Genomic DNA, 16369 nt, shown 5'->3' with positions numbered 1-16369 from the left:
TGGTTCGTGACAGATTTTTGACAGTTCGATGACACAACGGGCGTTTTCCGCCCTTTTCGTCCGTAGTCAGATCAATCCCAGTGTCCGGAAACTCGCATGCCGGCCCTTGCCGACGACGAGGTGATCGTGCACCTCGATGCCGAGCGGTTTGGCGGTTTCGATGATCTGCCTGGTCATCTTGATATCGGCCGTCGAGGGTGTCGGGTCGCCGGAAGGGTGATTGTGGACGAGGATCAGCGCCGAGGCGTTCAGTTCGAGCGCGCGCTTGACGACTTCGCGCGGATAGACGGGCGTGTGGTCGACCGTACCCTTCTGCTGCACTTCATCCGCGATCAGATGGTTCTTGCGGTCGAGAAACAGGATGCGGAACTGTTCGGTCGGGTTGTGCGCCATCGATGCGGCGCAATATTCGAGCAGCGCGGTCCACGAGCCGATCACGTTCTTCTTCATCACCTTCGATTGCGAGAGGCGAAGTCCCGCTTCGCGCGCGAGGCGCAGCTCGGTGACGGCGCGATCCTTGACGCCTTTCACTTCGCGCAGCCGCGCTTCCTCGGCGTTCAGCACTTCGGACAGTCCGCCGAATTTTTCGATCAGCTCTTTCGCAAGCGGCTTGGTGTCGCGCTGGGGGATGGCATTGAAGAGCAGCATCTCCAGCACTTCGTAGTCGGCAAGGCTTTCGGGCGCTTTCAGGAAGCGGGCGCGCAGGCGTTCGCGGTGCCCGGCATAATGGGGCTTCGCGTCGGCGCCGGCCCCCATGCGCGCGCGTCCGCTCAGGCGTAGGGCGGGCAGTCGAGGCCCGCCGGCGATTTGGTGAAAATCTCGACGCCGGTTTCGGTGACGCCGATCGAATGTTCGAACTGCGCCGAGAGCGAACGGTCGCGCGTTACGGCGGTCCAGCCGTCGGCGAGAATTTTGACGCCCGGCTTTCCGGCGTTGATCATCGGTTCGACGGTGAAGAACATGCCGGGGCGCAGCACCGCGCCTTGTCCGCGTTTGCCGTAATGCAGCACGTTCGGCATGTCGTGGAAAACGCGGCCGAGGCCGTGGCCGCAGAATTCGCGCACCACCGAGCAGCGCTGGCCTTCGGCGAATTCCTGAATCGCGGCGCCGATGTCGCCGAGCGTCGCACCCGGTTTCACGGCGGCGATGCCGCGCATCATCGCTTCGTAGGTGACGTCGGAGAGGCGCTGCGCCTTGCGCGGCGCTTCGCCCGCGAAATACATGCGGTTGGTGTCGCCGTGCCAGCCGTCGACGATCAGCGTCACGTCGATGTTGACCGCGTCGCCGTCGCGCAATGCGCGGTCGCCGGGAATGCCGTGACAGACGACATGGTTGATCGAGGTGCAGCAGGAATGCCTGTAACCGCGGTAGTTCAGCGTCGCCGGCAGCGCGCCGTGATCCATCGCGAAGTCGAAGACCAGCTTGTCGAGAGCCAGCGTCGTGACGCCGGGTTTCACTTCCTTCGTCAGCATGTCGAGACATTCGGCGGCGAGGCGGCCGGCGGCGCGCATGCCCTCGAAATCTTCGGGGCTATGCAGCTTGATGCGGCCGCTATTGGTCGCGGGGCTCTCGGTGGCGTCCTGGTAGGTCATTTCGTCTCGCGGCGATATTGCTTTGTTTGCAAGCCTAACATAGTCGGTCGGGCCATCCGATCCTAGTCCCGGCGCCGATTTGTCTCCGGGGCGGGCGGGGCGCTATCCTGCGTTTCCGCGACCTTGAGGAACCGTCCATGCCGAAAACCGTAACCGCCTGCGTGCTGCTGATCGGCGACGAGATCCTGTCGGGGCGGACGCGCGATTCCAATCTCGCCTATATCGCCAACCATCTGAACAAGATCGGGATTCAGGTGCGCGAGGCGCGGGTTATCCCCGATGTTGAGGAAACGATCGTCGCGGTCATCAACGAGGTCCGGGCGCGCTACGACTATGTTTTCACGACCGGCGGCATCGGCCCGACGCATGACGACATCACGGCGGACGCGGTGGCCAAGGCCTTCGGTGTACCGATCGGCCATCACCCGGAAGCGGTGAAGATACTGGGCGACCACTACAAGGCCACGGGCGGCGAGTTTACGGCCGCTCGCATGCGAATGGCGCGGCTTCCCGAAGGCGCGACGATGATCGAAAACCCGTTGAGCAAGGCGCCGGGCTTCCAGATCGGCAATGTGTTCGTGATGGCCGGCGTGCCGATGGTGATGCAGGTGATGCTGGACAGCCTGACCGGGCGCCTCGAAGGTGGCGCCACCATGCAGAGCCGCACCGTGACCGGGCAGATCGGCGAGGGGACGATTGCCGAAAAACTGGGAGAATTGCAGGCAAAACACCCCGATGTCGGCATCGGCAGCTATCCCTATTACCGGGGCCGGACCTTCGGCACCAGCATCGTGATGCGGGCTACCGATTCGACCGAGCTTGAACGCGTGGCGGCGGAAGTCGCGGCGCTGATGCGCGAATTCGGCGTCGAGCCGCAGACCGGCGAGCCGGCCTGAAACGCCCGAAAGCCCCGGAATGACAGGGTTTTTGTCGTTTCTTGGCAACAGGACCGCAACATTACGAAAGTTTCAGCATTCCTGCCGGTTTCGGCGCGATACAATCGACAGCGAACCGGCTAGAATTGTTCCCATGAAGGGTCTGCCGGGCTCGTCCGCGGGGCGAAGAACGGCGGAACGGGGGAAACGGGCCGAACGTCTAAATCAAGGCCCGGCAACGAGTTTTTAGGGTCAGGTTACCCGGAGGGAGAGACGAAATGAAGAAGACCATCGGATTTGTGGGCCTGGTTGCTGGTGCGGCGTTCATGCTGGCCGGCGCGGCTTCGGCGCTGGACTCCAGCTTCGGCGCGCAGTCGAAGGCCGGTACGCACCAGTTCTACGTGTGGTGCACGGGCGGCGCGGACAGCGTTCAGTCCGCCGACGGCTCCAATGCCAAGGAAGCCCAGGCCGCGCTCGCCGGAAGCGTCGGCGGCAACTGCTGGCCGGTCTGGCAGGGCCTCGCCGGCTAAGCCTTTACCGGCAAACCGGAATTTCGAAGCGGCGGTCCCTTGCGGGCCGCCGTTTTCTTTTGCGCGTTTTCGTTTTGCGTGAGCGGGCGCGAGAGGGCATAGCTAGTGTCGCAAGGCCCCTTGGCGAAACTGGTATACGCAGCAGACTTAAAATCTGCTTCTCGTAAGGGAGTGCGGGTTCGAGTCCCGCAGGGGCCACCAGCCTTTAAAATCTCAACAGCGATAATAACTTAGGCGGTCCAGACCAGCCAGGCGGCGACGGCGGCCAGCGTCAGCGCGGCGGCGATGTTGAGGGCGCGGGCGGTCTGCGGACCGGCGATGCCGCCCGCCCTTGCGGCCGCGAAGGCCCAGGCGAGCTTGACGCCGCCGACCGCGACAATGGCGATGACGACGATGGCCGCGGCGTCGGCTGCGGTCATCGCCGCGAGGTCGAGAAAGGCCGGGAAGAAGCCGAGATAGAAGAAAATTGCCTTTTGATCCCCGAGGGTTAGCAGGAAGCCCGCCATGAAGCTCGAGCGCCGCGACGGGGCGGCGGGCGCGGCGGCGGCGCGCGCGCGGGCGGCACGGAAGAGGCCGAATCCGAGCCAGAGGAGCCAGAGCGCGGCGGCGTATTTGACCCATTGGAAGGCGTCGCCCAGTGCTTCCGCCGCCAGCGCCAGACCGAAAAGTGCGAGCAAAATGAAGAGGATATCGGCCGCGACGATGCCGGCGGCGGCGAGCGCGCCATGCGCGAAGCCGGCCGATGCGGCGCGCGCCGAAACGATCAGTACGCTGACGGACGGGACGGCGGCCAGCAGCGCCATGGCGCCGAACAGCGCCGCCATGCTTTCGAGGCCGAGGCTCACGGCTCAGGCCCGCCGTCGCACAAGTGCTTTCAAACGCTCGACTTTTCGCGAATGAGCGCCTCGGCCGGGCGGCTCTCATGGGCGCCAAGGGCCGCGTCGTAGCGGTAGAGCGTCGAGCAATAGGGGCAGACGATCTCCGAGTCCGCGCCCATGTCGAGCCAGATATGCGGATGGTCGAAGGGCGGGTTGGCGCCGATGCAGGTGAACTCCTTGACGCCAATGGCAATTTCGCGCGCACCGGCCTCGTTGGAAAATTTCGGTACCGCTGCGCCGGCCATCGCCCCTGCTCCATTTTTCGAGGAATCCCGCGCCGAAACTAGAGGGGATGCGCGGCGGCGGCAAGCGGCGCAACAGCGGCGGGCCGCCGCCCGGCTGTCATCGAACTGTCACAAATGGCGGGATGGGGACTAACGGCTTGTGGCGCCTCGCTTTTCGGCGTTTTGACGGATTGTGACAGCGGGCGCGGGGGCGCGCTGTCACCGAACTGTCATGAAACTGTCACGAAGCATGTTCCCCGTGGCGCTTGTATGGATCGGCGCGATGGCCGGGCGGGGGTTGTGGATGGTGCGGGTGGAGGGCGCGGCCGACTGTTTCATCCGTAGACGGAGCGATTTTTCGCGGGCGCGGAAGCGGCGTCCGGACGATTTTTCGGGCGAATGAGATTTCCCCACTTGAAATCGAAAATCGCCGGGACGGGATTCCGGATTCGGGTCTGCCAAACATTGGGGCAAGGCTGCAGGTTGGACACGCGAAGACGCGAAGACGCGAAGGCACGCCGCACCGATCACTTTTTATTGCCGCGCGTTGCGGGGCGGGGACAAGTGGCGGTTTTGCGGGATAAGTCGCGACTGTCACGGGACTGTCATGAATGAAGGAGATGTGCACGCCCACGGGTATCGCCTCCGGCGATCCCGAGGACAGGCTCCGGCGCAGAGACGCAGAGAAGATTTTTTGCGCTTTCGGCCGTGCCACACCCATGCGTGTCACCCCGGCGAAAGCCGGGGTCCACCCTGCCTAGGCCGAAGCGAAGCTCCGGCTTCGCGCAGGCAGGTCGCAGCGCCTCTTGCCGCAGGCGACGACGGTTCGTCCCGGCGCAAACGCCGCACACAATTGCACTTGCTGAGGGAACCAATGGACCCCGGCTTTCGCCGGGGTGACATTTTTATTTTGGGTTGGGGGCCCCGTGCGACGGAATGGGCGGGGTGGGGCGTTGAAGCGGCCGGGGCGGCGAGGAAGCGGTTTTGTGAAGTGAGACGCCGCCGGAGGCGGCTTCTGGATTGCCGGGTCAAGCCCGGCAAAGACGAACAGGGGAAGGGGCGGCGGGCGGCGCTAACGTGAATGTGAGCCCACTCGTCGTTCTTTTGCCCGAAAGGGTCTTGGTTCGGGCGCGGCATCGGCGATAATGCGGGTGGCGGACAGGCGGGCGAAAAGACCCGGGCGCCGCGACGAGGCAACGGGAGGAGCCCCCATCATGACGACTGCGACCCAGCAGGGCCGCCAGCCGCTATCGCGCTGGACACTTTTTGCGTTTGCGCTGCCGGCGGCGCCGATTTCGGCGATGGGGCTGCCGCTCGCGGTTCACCTGCCGCCTTTCTATGCGGGGTCGCTGGGGCTGGGGCTGACCGTCGTCGGCACGATTTTCATGTTCGCGCGCTTCTGGGACGTGTTCACCGATCCGGTGCTCGGCATCGTGTCGGACAAATACGAGACGCGCTTCGGGCGGCGGCGGCACTGGATCGTCATTTCGGTGCCGATCATGCTGGTGTCGGTCTACATGATCTTCATGCCGCCTGTCGCCGTGACCGGGTTCTATCTCGTCGCCTGGCTGTTCGTGCTTTATGTCGGCTGGACGCTGCTGACGATTTCGCACATGTCGTGGGGCGCGGAGCTGACGCCCGATTATCACGAGCGATCGCGCGTGCAAGGGGCGCGCGAAATCGCGCTGATCCTCGGCATGGTGTTCGTGCTGACGCTGCCGATCCTGATCGAGATGACGGGGCCCGAGGACGTCGCCGCGGCGCGCGTCGCCTCAATGGGCTGGTTCGTCATCATCCTGCTGCCGATCGCCGTCTTCCTCGCGGTGCGTTTCGTGCCGGAGCGCAAGACGCCGCCGCCGAGCCATGTGCCGATGAAGGAGGCGGTGGCCGCGCTGGTGCAGAGCAAACCGCTGCAGAACGTGCTGGCGGCCGATCTGATTTCGGGGATTTCGGGCGGGCTTGTCGCCTCGATGTTCCTGTTTCTGGCGGAAGACGCGCTGCAGCTCGGCAAATATTCGAGCCTGATGCTGCTCGGCTATTTCATTTCGGGCGTGTCGTTCATTCCGGTGATGCTGTGGATCAGCCGCAAGCTCGGCAAGCATCGCACGGCGGCCTATTCGGCGCTTTTCAACGCCGCCTCGGTGCCGCTGATCCTGCTGGTGCCGGTGGGCAACGCGCCGGCGGCGCTGGCGGTGTGGATCCTGTGCGGCGTCAATATGGCGGCGGGGCCGTTCCTGTTCCGCTCGATCATGGCCGATGTCGCCGATCACGATACGGTGCGCACCGGCCAGCAGCGGACGGGGCTTTTCTATTCGATGCTGACCATGACCAACAAGATCGGCGTCGCGGTGGCGATTTTCGGCGGCTATACGATGCTCGACATGATCGGCTTCACGCCGCGCGGCGAGAACACGCCGGAAGTGCTGAACGCGCTCCGGGCGGTTTATGTGTGGCCGGCCTGCGCCATCAGCATCGCGGTCGCCGGCATTCTCTGGTTCTATCCGATCGACGAGAAGAAGCAGCGCGAGAACCGCGAGGTGCTCGAAAAGCGCGGGATCGAAGCGGCGGCCACCGCCATCGCGGCGCGGACGGGGCATCCCTCCGACGCGCAATCCTCCGGCGTGCCGGCGGATTGAGCGGATGCCGGAATTTTCGTCGGGGGGCGTTTCCATCGCCTATGAGGTTGCGGGCGAAGGCAAGCCGATGCTGCTGGTGCATGGCTTTGCCGCGACGGCCGACGACAACTGGATCCGCACGGGCTGGGTGCAGGCGCTGACGCGGGCAAGACGGCAGGCCGTGACATTCGACCTGCGCGGGCACGGGAAGAGCGGCAAGCTCTACGATCCGGCCGACTACACCACCGAAAAAATGGCGGGCGATGCGCTGGCGCTGATGGATCATCTGGGCATCGAACGGGCCAGCCTGATGGGCTATTCGATGGGGGCGGGGATCGCCATGCATCTCGCCGCGCATCACGGCGACCGCTTCGGCATTGTCATTCTGGGCGGGGTGGGGGCGAAGATGCTGGAGCCGGGATCGGCCGTCGGCGGCGTCGCCGATGCGCTGGAGGCGGCGAGTGCGGACGGCATCAGCGACCCGCTGGCGCGCGGCTTCCGGCTTTATGCCGAGGGGCTCGGGCAAGACCTGAAGGCGCTGGCGGCCTGCGCGCGGGCGCCGCGCGCGGAAGATCGCGGGGCGTCGCTGGCGCTCATCCGCAACGAGGTGATGGTGATTGCCGGCGCGCGCGACGACCTTGCCGGCGATCCGGGGCCGCTCGCGGCGCGGATGGCCGATGCGCGGGCGGAGATTATTCCGGGTACGGATCATATGTTCGCGCTCGCCAACCCGATGTTCAAGGGCGCGGTGATGGATTTTCTGGCCGGGATCAGTTGAGCGCGTTCGTTTCGAGAGGCACACCCCCCATGAACGGTCATCGTCTGTCGCCCTGGCGTCTTGCGGCCTTTTCGGGCCCCGCCATTCCCATCGGTGCGCTCGGGCTGCCGATCGGCGTCTATCTGCCGCATTTCTATGCCGGGCCGATGGGGCTCGGGCTGGCCGCCGTCGGCACGATATTCATGCTGGCGCGCTTCTGGGACGTGTTCACCGATCCGGCGATGGGGGTTCTCTCCGACAAGTTCCCGTCGCGCTGGGGACGGCGGCGGCACTGGCTGGTGCTGTCGGTGCCGATCCTGATGCTGTCGGCCTATATGGTGTTTTCGCCGACGGCGCCGGTGGGGCCGGTCTATCTGCTCGCCTGGATGTTCTTTCTCTATATCGGCTGGACGCTGCTGACGCTGTCGCATATGGCCTGGGCGGCGGAACTTTCCGACGACTATAACGAGCGCTCGCGCATTCAAGGTTATCGCGAGGCGTTCCAGTTGCTCGGCGTGCCGCTGGTGCTGCTGCTGCCGGCGGCGATCGAATGGATGGCGCCGGAGAATGTCGATGCGGCGCGCGTCGCGGCGATGGGGTGGTTCATCATCATCGTGCTGCCGGTCGCCATCGCGCTCAATCTGTGGCTGGTGCCGGAGCGCAAGGCGAAGCCGCAGGCCCATGCGAGTTTCCTTGCGCAGGTGTTGCCGCTCTTTCGCAACGTGCCGCTCCGGCGGCTGCTGGCGGCCGACTTTCTTTCGGGCTTTGCCGGCGCGGCGCTGGCGTCGATGTATATTTACGAGGCGACGCTGGTGTGGGGCGTCGGAAGCTGGGCGAGCCTGTTGCTGCTGCTTTATTTCTTCGGCGGCATCGCCTTCATTCCGGTGATCCTGCGGATCAGCTACCGGATCGGCAAGCACCGGACCGTGGTGCTGGCGGCCCTGTTCAACGTGTTCTTTGCGCCGGTGATCTTCCTCATTCCGCACGGCAATGTCTGGGCGGCGGCGGCGGTGCTGGTGTTTCTCGGCGTCAATGTCGGCACGACAACGACGCTTTACCGCTCGATGATGGCGGATGTCGCCGATATCGACGAACTCGATACCGGGCAAAAGCGCACCGGGCTTTTCTATGCGCTGCTGACGCTGACGCAGAAGATGGGCGGGGCGGTGGCGGTGGGCGTCGTCTTCTGGACGCTGGCGCTGATCGGCTTCAATCCGCAAGGGGAGAACGCGCCCGGCGCCGTCTTCGGGCTCTCCATTGTGTTCGTCGCCGCGCCCGTTCTCTGCAATGCGCTGGTTGCGGCGATCGTCTGGTTCTATCCGATCGGGCTCAAGGAACAGTCGGAACTGCGCCGGCGTCTCGACGAACGCTTCACCGAGGAAGTCGAGCAGACGGAACGGCCGCCGAATATGCCGTGAGGCGTCACATGCAGCCGCAGCCGCCGATGTTGGTGGCGCCGGCGGGGTCGTAGGCGGCGGCGACGGAGCGGGCGGAGCTGTCGGCCGTTGCGGCGAAATCGGATTTCGCCTGTTCGCGCATCGCGGCATCGGTCATGAAGTCGATGGCGGTCATGGCGAGCGCCTTGGCGCCGTCGAGGCAGGCCTTGTCGCCGAGATCGGAGGCCGCCCATTTGGCGAATTCCGGATTGTGGATCACGACATGGGGCGGCGCGCAGGCGATCATCGGATGGATCGACGGCACGCGGTGGCTGATGTTGCCCATGTCGGTGCTGCCGGACGAACCCGCCGGCATTTTCGACAGCGGGAAGAAGTCGCGGCCGAGCGAACGGGCATTCGCTTCATAGGCATCGGCAATCGGCATGCTGGTTTTCAAATCGAGGTAATCGGCCTTCGCCCATTTGATCTCCGCCGTGCAGCCGGAGGCGAGCGCGCCGGCCTCGAAACAGGCCTGGACGCGGGCCTTTAGCGGCGCGAGGTCTTCAGCAGAGGCGGCGCGGACATAAAAGACGCCGGCGGTTTCGTCGGGCACGATGTTGGGCGCCATGCCGCCCTTCTTGATGATGCCGTGGATGCGTTCGGTCGGCTTGATGTGCTGGCGCAGTTGCGCGATCGCCTGATAGGCGGTGATGAGAGCGTCGAGCGCGTTCAACCCCATATGCGGCATGGCGGATGCATGCGCCGAGCGGCCGCGATAAGTGACGGCGACCTCGGAAACGCAGATGCAGGGCATGGTGACGAGATCGACGCCGGCGGGGTGAACCATCATGGCGGCATCGACGCCGTCGAAAGCACCGTCCTGCGCCATCAGCTCCTTGCCGCCGCCTTGCTCTTCGGCCGGCGTGCCGAGATAGCGGACGCGGCCGGGGAGGCGGCCGTTCAGTTTCGCCAGCGCCAGCGCCGCGCCGAGGCCGGTGGTGGCGATGATGTTGTGGCCGCAGGCATGGCCGATGCCGGGGAGCGCGTCGTATTCCGACAGGATCGCGACTTCGGGGCCTTTGTCGCCGAAGCTTGAGGCATAGGCCGTGGGGAGGCCGAAGGCGCCGCGCGTGACGGGGAGGTCGGCGCGGTCGAGGGCGGCGGTCAGGATGCGCGCCGCCTCGTGCTCGTGGAAGGCAAGTTCGGGCTTTGAATGGATTTCGTGGCTGACGGCGAGGAGTTCGGCCGACATCGCGTCGATGGCGGCGCAGGTCTCGCGTTTCAGGGCGGCGGCGTCGGTCATTTTTCTCTCCCCATTTGGGGATGAGCCTAGACCGCTTTGAAAGGGTTTTCCACCGGGGCGACTCCTGCGGCTAGACTTGCGCCGTTGTGGCGAAGAGGTGCGAGAGTGGACTATTTCGAATCCGACGGGTTGAAACTCGCCTTTCGCGTCGAAGGCGAGGGCGATCCGATCGTGCTGGCGCATGGCTTTGCCTCGACGCATCGGGCGAACTGGATCGAGACCGGCTGGAGCCGCGCGCTGATGGATGCGGGGTTTCGCGTCATCATGCCGGACATGCGCGGGCATGGGACGAGCGAGGCGTCTTATGACAGGGACGACTACACGCTGTCGGCGATGGCGGGCGATCTCGTTGCGCTGCTCGATCATCTGGGCGAGGCGGGGGCCGACCTGATGGGCTATTCGATGGGGGCGATGGCGGCGCTCGTTGCGGCGATGGAACATGGCGGGCGGTTCGACCGGGTGATCGCGGCGGGCGTCGGGGCGCGGCTGCTCGATGCGGACCGCGATCCGGGGCCGGTGGTGGCGGCGCTGCTGGCCGACGATCCGTCGGGCATTGCCGACAAGGGCGCGCTCGGCTTCCGGTTGTTTGCCGACCGCAACGGGCAGGACCGCCGCGCGCTCGCGACCTGTTTCGAGGCGGTGCGGGCGCCTTTCCCGGTGGCGGGGCTCGGCGATATTTCGCGGCCGGTGCTGGTGGTGACCGGCGAGGAAGACGAACAGGCGCGCGCGCCGGGACCGCTTGCGGCGCTGATACCGGGCGCGCGCGCCGTCACGGTGCCGAAGCGCGACCACATGAAGACGGTGGGGGACCGCGCTTATAAAGAGGCGGTGCTGAAGTTTCTGGCGGGGTGAAGGGCTCCTACCGCGCGCTCAGCGGCGCAAATCCCAGATGCAGGCCGGCGTCGGTGATGAGGGTTTCGCCGGTGATGTGATCGGAGCCTTCGCCGCAGAAGAAGACGACGGCGGCGGCGATGTCTTCGGGCGTTCCGGCGCGGCGGAGCGGCGTCGTTTCCTCCTGCTGGCGCTTGATGCCTTCGAAAGTTTGCGTGCCGAAGCGATCGGAGAACCAGCGGGTGCCGATGAAGCCGGGGCAGACCGCGTTGACGCGGATGACCGGCGCCAGCGAACGGGCGAGCGACAGCGTCATGGTGTTCAGTGCGCCTTTCGACGCCGCATAGGCGACCGATGAGCCGATGCCGGTGACGCCGGCGATCGAGGAGATGTTGACGACCGAACCCTTGCCGGCCTTTTTCATGTGCGGTTCGCAGGCGCGGATCATCTGATAGGCGCCGACGACATTGACCTTGTAGATCCAGAGGAAGTCCTCGGCGTTCAATTCATCGAGCTTTGCGTGATCGGCGAATTTGGTGCCGCCGGCGTTGTTGACCAGCACATCGACGCGGCCCCATTTCTTCACCGTCTCGTCGACGATGCGGCGGCAATCGGCGTCCTCGCCGACATCGCCCTGGCCGAGGATCGCCTCGACGCCTTTCGCCTGACAGGCGGCCAGCGTTTCCTTCGCTTCCGTCTCGCTCTTTGTGTAGTTGATGACGACGTTGCAACCCTGATCCGCGAGGCGCAGCGCGACGGCGGCGCCGAGGCCCGTGGCCGAGCCGGTGACGATGGCGACCTTGTTCTTGAGCGGCATTTTTTATCTCCCCGGTTTCAAGTTGCGGCGGAGTTTAGCGGCGGGAAGCGCCGTACCCAACCGGAGATCGCGCGAAATGACGGAATCCGACTATCGGTCAGGCTCGCCGGTGCGGGGCGGCGCGCGAAAGGCGGCGAGGATCAGGCGGTCGGCGATGCGGGGGCGGCGCGCCTCGGGGACGTCGAGCTCGATGCCGACAAGGCCCGCATCCGGGTAGCGCCGCGCATGGCCGCGGGCAAAGCCGACGCCCGGCACCTCGAGCGCCAGTTCCGCCCCGAGAGCCGGGAGCGGCGAAACCTCGACGACCGCGCCGGTGGCCGACATGTCGTGGACCAGACATTCGGCATCGACGCCGGCAAAGACCAGACGGCCTTCGAGGCGCGCGCCGATGCGCCGGAAAAGGCGGCGTTCGGCACCCTCGACGGGCGGATTTTCGGCGGGTTCGCTCATGGGCCTGAGGCTAGCGGGCCAAGATTGCCAAATCATTGTCACTGCCGGGACCGCTGCTAGACTTGTGATCTCACCGGCAGGGAGGGCGGCATGCGGCGAATTCAGGCGGTTCTTGCGGTGCTGACGGGCCTGTTCCTGGCGGCGCCGGCGGGCGCGGCGACGTCGCAATATTCCAGCATCGATATCGACGACTGCACGATGATGGTCGAAGACGAAATCACCAATGCGGCGTGGTTTGTCTGCCCGTCATTTGGCGACCACACCGTGACGGTGGTGGAAGGCGATTTGCGCTACTACCTCGAGATCGACGATCAGGACCGCGAGAAGTTTCTATCCGGGCAGACGCTCGGGCCGTTCAACCGGCTCGGCAAGACGCTCGAATGGCGGCTCGGCAGGGACGGCAAGGCGTTTGCCACCATCGTGCGCTATCACACCCAACCGGACAGCGGCGACGGCACTTTCTATGACGGGCAGGTGCTGGTGGTGTCGAAGATCGGCGCCGAGGCCTGTCACGTCGCCTATGTCGATGCGCGCGCGAACGCCGACGCCAACGCGCTGGCGCGCGCGGCGGCGGACGAACATGCGGCCACGTTCAACTGCGCGACCGACACGGTGCTGCGCGTCGGCAAGCCGGGCCGGAGCCTCGGCGAGTAGTCAGGCCGGCTTCTTCGCGTCTTCCGGCAGTTCGGCGAGGAAGTCGCCGATGACTTTCTCAAAGTCGATGCGTTTGCCGAGCGTCGCCATCGGGCCGGCGGTGAGGCCGCCATCGACGGCGATGGTCTGGCCGGTGACGAAGGTGGATTCGTCGCTGGCGAGAAAGAGCGCGGCATTGGCGATGTCTTCCGGCAGGCCGGAGCGCGGCGTCGGCTGGATTTTCGCCAGATGCGTTTTCATCACTTCGGCGAACTGATCGGCGACCTGGGTGCCGAGACCGAGGCCCGAACCGAAGATCGAGGTGGCGATGCCGCCGGGACAAATCGCATTCGAGCGGACGAAATGCGGCGCAAGCTGCAGCGCGGCGCAACGCGAGAAGTGATGCACGGCGGCCTTGCAGGCCGAGTAGACGAGGGGGCCGTAACCCGCCTGCAGGCCGGCGACCGAGGCGGTCGAGATGATCGAGCCGGATTGCTGCGCCGTCATGTGGGGCACGGCATATTTGTAACCGAGCACGACGCCTTTCAGCAGCACGCCGACGGTTTCGTCGAAGCCCTGCATGTCGATCTCGTGCAGTTCGCCGCCGACGCCGCCATAGCCGGCATTGTTGAAGAGGACGTCGAGGCGGCCGAATTTCTTGACCGTGTGGGCGACGAGATTTTTCATCTCGTCTTCATGGGCGACATTGGCGCGGCAATAGGAGAAGTTCGCGCCCAGTTCGCGCTCCATCGCCTCGCCCTTGTGGTCCTGCAGGTCGGCGGCGACGACTTTCGCGCCTTCCTTCAGAAAAAGATCGACCGTGCCGCGGCCGATGCCGCTGGTGCCGCCGGTGATGATGGCGACCTTGCCGTCGAGACGTCCCATTTTCGTTGCTCCCTGTCGTGTTGTTGTTTTTATTTGCCGATGAATTTCGGTTTTCTTTTTTCCATGAAGGCGGCGCGGCCTTCCTTGTAGTCGTCGCTGGCGAAACAGCGGGCGATCAGCGCGTCGCATTTCGCGGCGTTGAAATTGCCGGGCGCTTTGGTGAATTCGTCGACGACCTGCTTGGCGGTGGCGACCGTCAGCGGGGCGTTTTCGGCGATGGTGGCGCATGTGTCGCGGGTGAAGGCTTCGAGTTCGCCGGGCGCGGTGACGCGGTTGACGAGGCCCATGGCGAGTGCCTCGTCGCTGGTGAAGCGGCGGGCGGTGAAAAAGATTTCCTTGGCGAAGGCCGGGCCGACGACATGGACCAGGCGGCCGGTGCCGGATGCGGCATAGGCGAGGCCGAGTTTCGCGGCCGGGATGCCGAAGGTGGAGTGTTCGGCGGCGAAGCGCAGATCGCAGGAAAGCGCGATGCCGAGGCCGCCGCCGATGCAATAGCCGTCGATCATCGCGATGGTGGGCTTTTGCGCCTCGGCGATGGCGTCGAAGGCGCGCGTCGTCGCGTTTTCATAGGCCTCGATGCCCTCGGCGGAGGAACGGCTTTCGCCGAATTGCGAGATGTCGGCGCCGGCGACGAAGGCCTTGTCGCCCGCGCCCTTCAGCACGATGACGCGGATGTCGGGATCGGCGTCGAAAGCGGCGACGATTTCCGGCACGGCCTGCCACATGTCGAGGCTGACGGCGTTGAGGCGTTCGGGATTGTTGAAGATCATCCAGCCGATGGCGCCGGCTTTCTCGGCGATCATGCGCGGAGTGGGGGAGGAAAAGGACAAAGGCTTATCCCGGATCGGTTGTTTCGCTGCCGTCTGGGATACAGGCGGGGCGGCAGGCTTGCAACCTGCCAAAGAGAAAGGGCCGTCCCGGGTTTTATTCCCGGGATCTATTAGCGGTTGCGGCAAGAGGAACTGCGCGTGGGCCCCGGCTTTCGCCGGGGTGGCACTTGTTTTTGAGTTGATGCCTGTGCCTTACACCGGTGCGACGCATTCGAGTTGGGGGGTGCGGACGGGGGGCAGGCTGTCTTTCAGGTCGGCCAGCAGGTCGGATTTCAGTTTGGCGTAAGCCGGGTCGTTCCAGAGGTTGCGGAACTGCCGCGGATCGTTGGCGTGGTCGTAGAGCTCGCCTTCCGTGCCGTCATGGATCGTGCCGGGGAGGCAGGCGGTGATGGTGTAGCCGTCGCGGTAGATGGTGCGCAGGCCGACGGTGGTGCCGTCGACATGTTTGCAATCCCATTCGGTGAAGACGCGCTCGCGGCCTTGGGCTTCGCCTTCGGCATCGGTTTTAGGCATCGGCTTGCCCTGCATCCATTCGGGCACGGGCAGGCCGGCGATTTCGCAGAAGGTCGGCGCGAGATCGACCTGGCCGACGGGCTTGCCGACGGCGGCGGGCGCGACCTTCGCCGATTTCGCCGGGCGCCAGATCATCGGCAGGCGCATCAGCGCATCGACGTGATAGGGGCCCTTGAAGAGCAGGCCGAACTCGCCCTGGAATTCGCCGTGGTCGGTGGTGAAGACGACATCGACATCGTCGCCCCAGCCACGGCTTTCGACATGCGCCATGACTTTCGCGACCGCTTCGTCGATCAGCTCGTTCTCGACATGGGTGAAGGCGTTGATTTCGCGCACCTGATCGGCGGTCATGTCGCAGGCGCGGAACTCGGGCGGGGCTTCGAAATTCGTCACGCGCGCGCCGGTGTAGTAGTCCATCCAGTGACGCGGCTTGTCCTTCAGCACCGCCTCGATCTTTTCCTTCGCGCCCGGATAGAAATCCGGCAGCGGCGTTTCGCGCCAGGGATGGCGGTGAAGCTCGGATTGCGGCGGATCCCAGGGGTGGTGCGGATCGGGGAAGCTCATCCAGCAGAACCAGTCGTCATCCGCGCCGACCGACGACAGCCAGCCGATGGTGCGGTCGGCCACCCAGTCGGTGTGGTAATGCGCGCGGGAGACCTTGTTGAAATGCACCTGACAGGCGCCGGTGTCGCCGCCGCCGGCGGCGTTGACCTGAAACTTCTCGTTGAGGTTCTGGTAGAAATGGTTGAGCGCTTCCGGGTCGTTCTTCTTCATCCATTCGTTGTAGTGGAGGATCAGCGGCGAGTGCGTCGCGAGCTCCATGTGGTCGAAGCCGCGATGCGGGCCGTTCTCGCCAAGCCGCGCCATCTGGCTTTCGTAGAATTGCTGGTGGAGATCGAGGAAGGGCTCGAAATGCGCCTTGCCGATCAGCGCCGTCTTGTAGCCGCCTTTTTCGTTGAGATATTGCGCGACGGAGGGCGCGTCGACGGGGAGCGGGACGCCGTTCATCCAGACGCCATGCGTCGAGACATATTGTCCGGTGATCATGGTGGAGCGCGCCGGCATGCAGACGACGTTCTGGTTATGCGCGCGGGTGTAGTTGATGCCGGCCGTTGCCAGCGCGTCGATGGCCGGGGTGCGCGCGACCTTCTGGCCGTTGGCACCGATGGCGTCGAAGCGCATCTGGTCGGTGGTGATGAAAAGGATTTTCCGGCCCATGACGCTGCGCTCCCCGCCCTAATGTCTTTCATTAACTTTTAG

The 16369-nt window shown here is 65.1% G+C and carries 17 protein-coding genes and 1 tRNA gene; 8 read left to right on the top strand and 10 right to left on the bottom strand.

Going from position 1 to position 16369, the window contains the following annotated elements:
• Positions 1-66: 66 nt before the first annotated feature.
• On the bottom strand, positions 67-756 hold the full coding sequence (gene radC / locus KF719_RS03085; RefSeq protein WP_293506995.1) for a DNA repair protein RadC: 690 nt from the start codon (positions 754-756) through the stop codon (positions 67-69).
• A gap of 14 nt (positions 757-770) precedes the next feature.
• Positions 771-1592 (bottom strand): type I methionyl aminopeptidase, encoded by an 822-nt coding sequence (gene map, locus KF719_RS03080; protein WP_293506993.1) that lies wholly within the window; start codon positions 1590-1592, stop codon positions 771-773.
• A 137-nt stretch (positions 1593-1729) separates the two neighbouring features.
• Between map and KF719_RS03075 the strand changes: the two genes are divergently transcribed.
• The 3 genes from KF719_RS03075 to KF719_RS03065 all read left to right on the top strand — a co-directional run bounded on the left by KF719_RS03075 (position 1730) and on the right by KF719_RS03065 (position 3198).
• Positions 1730-2488 (top strand): competence/damage-inducible protein A, encoded by a 759-nt coding sequence (locus KF719_RS03075; protein ID WP_293506991.1) that lies wholly within the window; start codon positions 1730-1732, stop codon positions 2486-2488.
• Between the two features lie 257 nt (positions 2489-2745).
• Positions 2746-2997 carry a hypothetical protein gene (locus KF719_RS03070; protein WP_293506989.1) on the top strand — a complete coding sequence of 84 codons (252 nt, stop codon included), beginning with the start codon at positions 2746-2748 and terminating at the stop codon, positions 2995-2997.
• A gap of 114 nt (positions 2998-3111) precedes the next feature.
• Positions 3112-3198, top strand: a tRNA-Leu gene (locus KF719_RS03065).
• 29 nt (positions 3199-3227) lie between these two features.
• On the opposite strand, the gene KF719_RS03060 is transcribed toward KF719_RS03065, so the two are convergent.
• Positions 3228-3842, bottom strand: coding sequence for a LysE family transporter (locus KF719_RS03060; protein ID WP_293506987.1), 615 nt, complete (start codon positions 3840-3842; stop codon positions 3228-3230).
• 29 nt (positions 3843-3871) lie between these two features.
• A complete protein-coding gene (locus KF719_RS03055; RefSeq protein WP_293506985.1) occupies positions 3872-4120 on the bottom strand; it encodes a zinc-finger domain-containing protein in 249 nt (82 codons plus the stop codon).
• A 1193-nt stretch (positions 4121-5313) separates the two neighbouring features.
• Between KF719_RS03055 and KF719_RS03050 the strand changes: the two genes are divergently transcribed.
• Genes KF719_RS03050 through KF719_RS03040 form a run of 3 tightly spaced genes read left to right on the top strand, consistent with a single transcriptional unit; the run spans position 5314 to position 8889 of the window.
• Entirely contained in the window at positions 5314-6735 is a 1422-nt protein-coding gene (locus KF719_RS03050; protein WP_293506984.1) for an MFS transporter, read from the top strand.
• Between the two features lie 4 nt (positions 6736-6739).
• Positions 6740-7492, top strand: coding sequence for an alpha/beta fold hydrolase (locus KF719_RS03045; protein WP_293506982.1), 753 nt, complete (start codon positions 6740-6742; stop codon positions 7490-7492).
• A gap of 29 nt (positions 7493-7521) precedes the next feature.
• Positions 7522-8889, top strand: a complete 1368-nt coding sequence (locus KF719_RS03040) for an MFS transporter (protein ID WP_293506981.1) — start codon at positions 7522-7524, stop codon at positions 8887-8889.
• Between the two features lie 4 nt (positions 8890-8893).
• Here the strand turns inward: KF719_RS03040 and KF719_RS03035 are convergent, their stop codons facing one another.
• On the bottom strand, positions 8894-10150 hold the full coding sequence (locus KF719_RS03035) for a M20 family metallopeptidase (RefSeq protein WP_293506979.1): 1257 nt from the start codon (positions 10148-10150) through the stop codon (positions 8894-8896).
• Positions 10151-10255: 105 nt separating this feature from the next.
• Between KF719_RS03035 and KF719_RS03030 the strand changes: the two genes are divergently transcribed.
• A complete protein-coding gene (locus KF719_RS03030; RefSeq protein ID WP_293506977.1) occupies positions 10256-11002 on the top strand; it encodes an alpha/beta fold hydrolase in 747 nt (248 codons plus the stop codon).
• A gap of 7 nt (positions 11003-11009) precedes the next feature.
• Here KF719_RS03030 and KF719_RS03025 read toward each other — a convergent pair whose 3' ends face one another.
• Both KF719_RS03025 and KF719_RS03020 read right to left on the bottom strand, forming a co-directional pair.
• Entirely contained in the window at positions 11010-11798 is a 789-nt protein-coding gene (locus KF719_RS03025; RefSeq protein ID WP_293506975.1) for a glucose 1-dehydrogenase, read from the bottom strand.
• 90 nt (positions 11799-11888) lie between these two features.
• Positions 11889-12248, bottom strand: coding sequence for a PilZ domain-containing protein (locus KF719_RS03020; protein WP_293506974.1), 360 nt, complete (start codon positions 12246-12248; stop codon positions 11889-11891).
• 90 nt (positions 12249-12338) lie between these two features.
• Between KF719_RS03020 and KF719_RS03015 the strand changes: the two genes are divergently transcribed.
• Complete coding sequence (locus KF719_RS03015; RefSeq protein WP_293506972.1) at positions 12339-12902, top strand: hypothetical protein; 564 nt, start codon at positions 12339-12341, stop codon at positions 12900-12902.
• Here KF719_RS03015 and KF719_RS03010 read toward each other — a convergent pair whose 3' ends face one another.
• The 3 genes from KF719_RS03010 to KF719_RS03000 all read right to left on the bottom strand — a co-directional run bounded on the left by KF719_RS03010 (position 12903) and on the right by KF719_RS03000 (position 16327).
• The gene (locus KF719_RS03010) at positions 12903-13766 is read right to left on the bottom strand and encodes a glucose 1-dehydrogenase (RefSeq protein ID WP_293506970.1); all 864 of its coding nucleotides are present in this window, start codon (positions 13764-13766) and stop codon (positions 12903-12905) included. It lies immediately after the preceding gene.
• Positions 13767-13795: 29 nt separating this feature from the next.
• Positions 13796-14596 carry an enoyl-CoA hydratase gene (locus tag KF719_RS03005; protein WP_293506968.1) on the bottom strand — a complete coding sequence of 267 codons (801 nt, stop codon included), beginning with the start codon at positions 14594-14596 and terminating at the stop codon, positions 13796-13798.
• Positions 14597-14788: 192 nt separating this feature from the next.
• On the bottom strand, positions 14789-16327 hold the full coding sequence (locus KF719_RS03000; RefSeq protein ID WP_293506966.1) for a sulfatase-like hydrolase/transferase: 1539 nt from the start codon (positions 16325-16327) through the stop codon (positions 14789-14791).
• Positions 16328-16369: the final 42 nt, after the last annotated feature.

Origin of the sequence: Parvibaculum sp. (genome assembly GCF_019635935.1) — a bacterium.
In the GTDB taxonomy this organism is placed as follows: Bacteria; Pseudomonadota; Alphaproteobacteria; order Parvibaculales; family Parvibaculaceae; genus Parvibaculum.
This window is presented reverse-complemented; position numbering and strand designations above follow the sequence as displayed.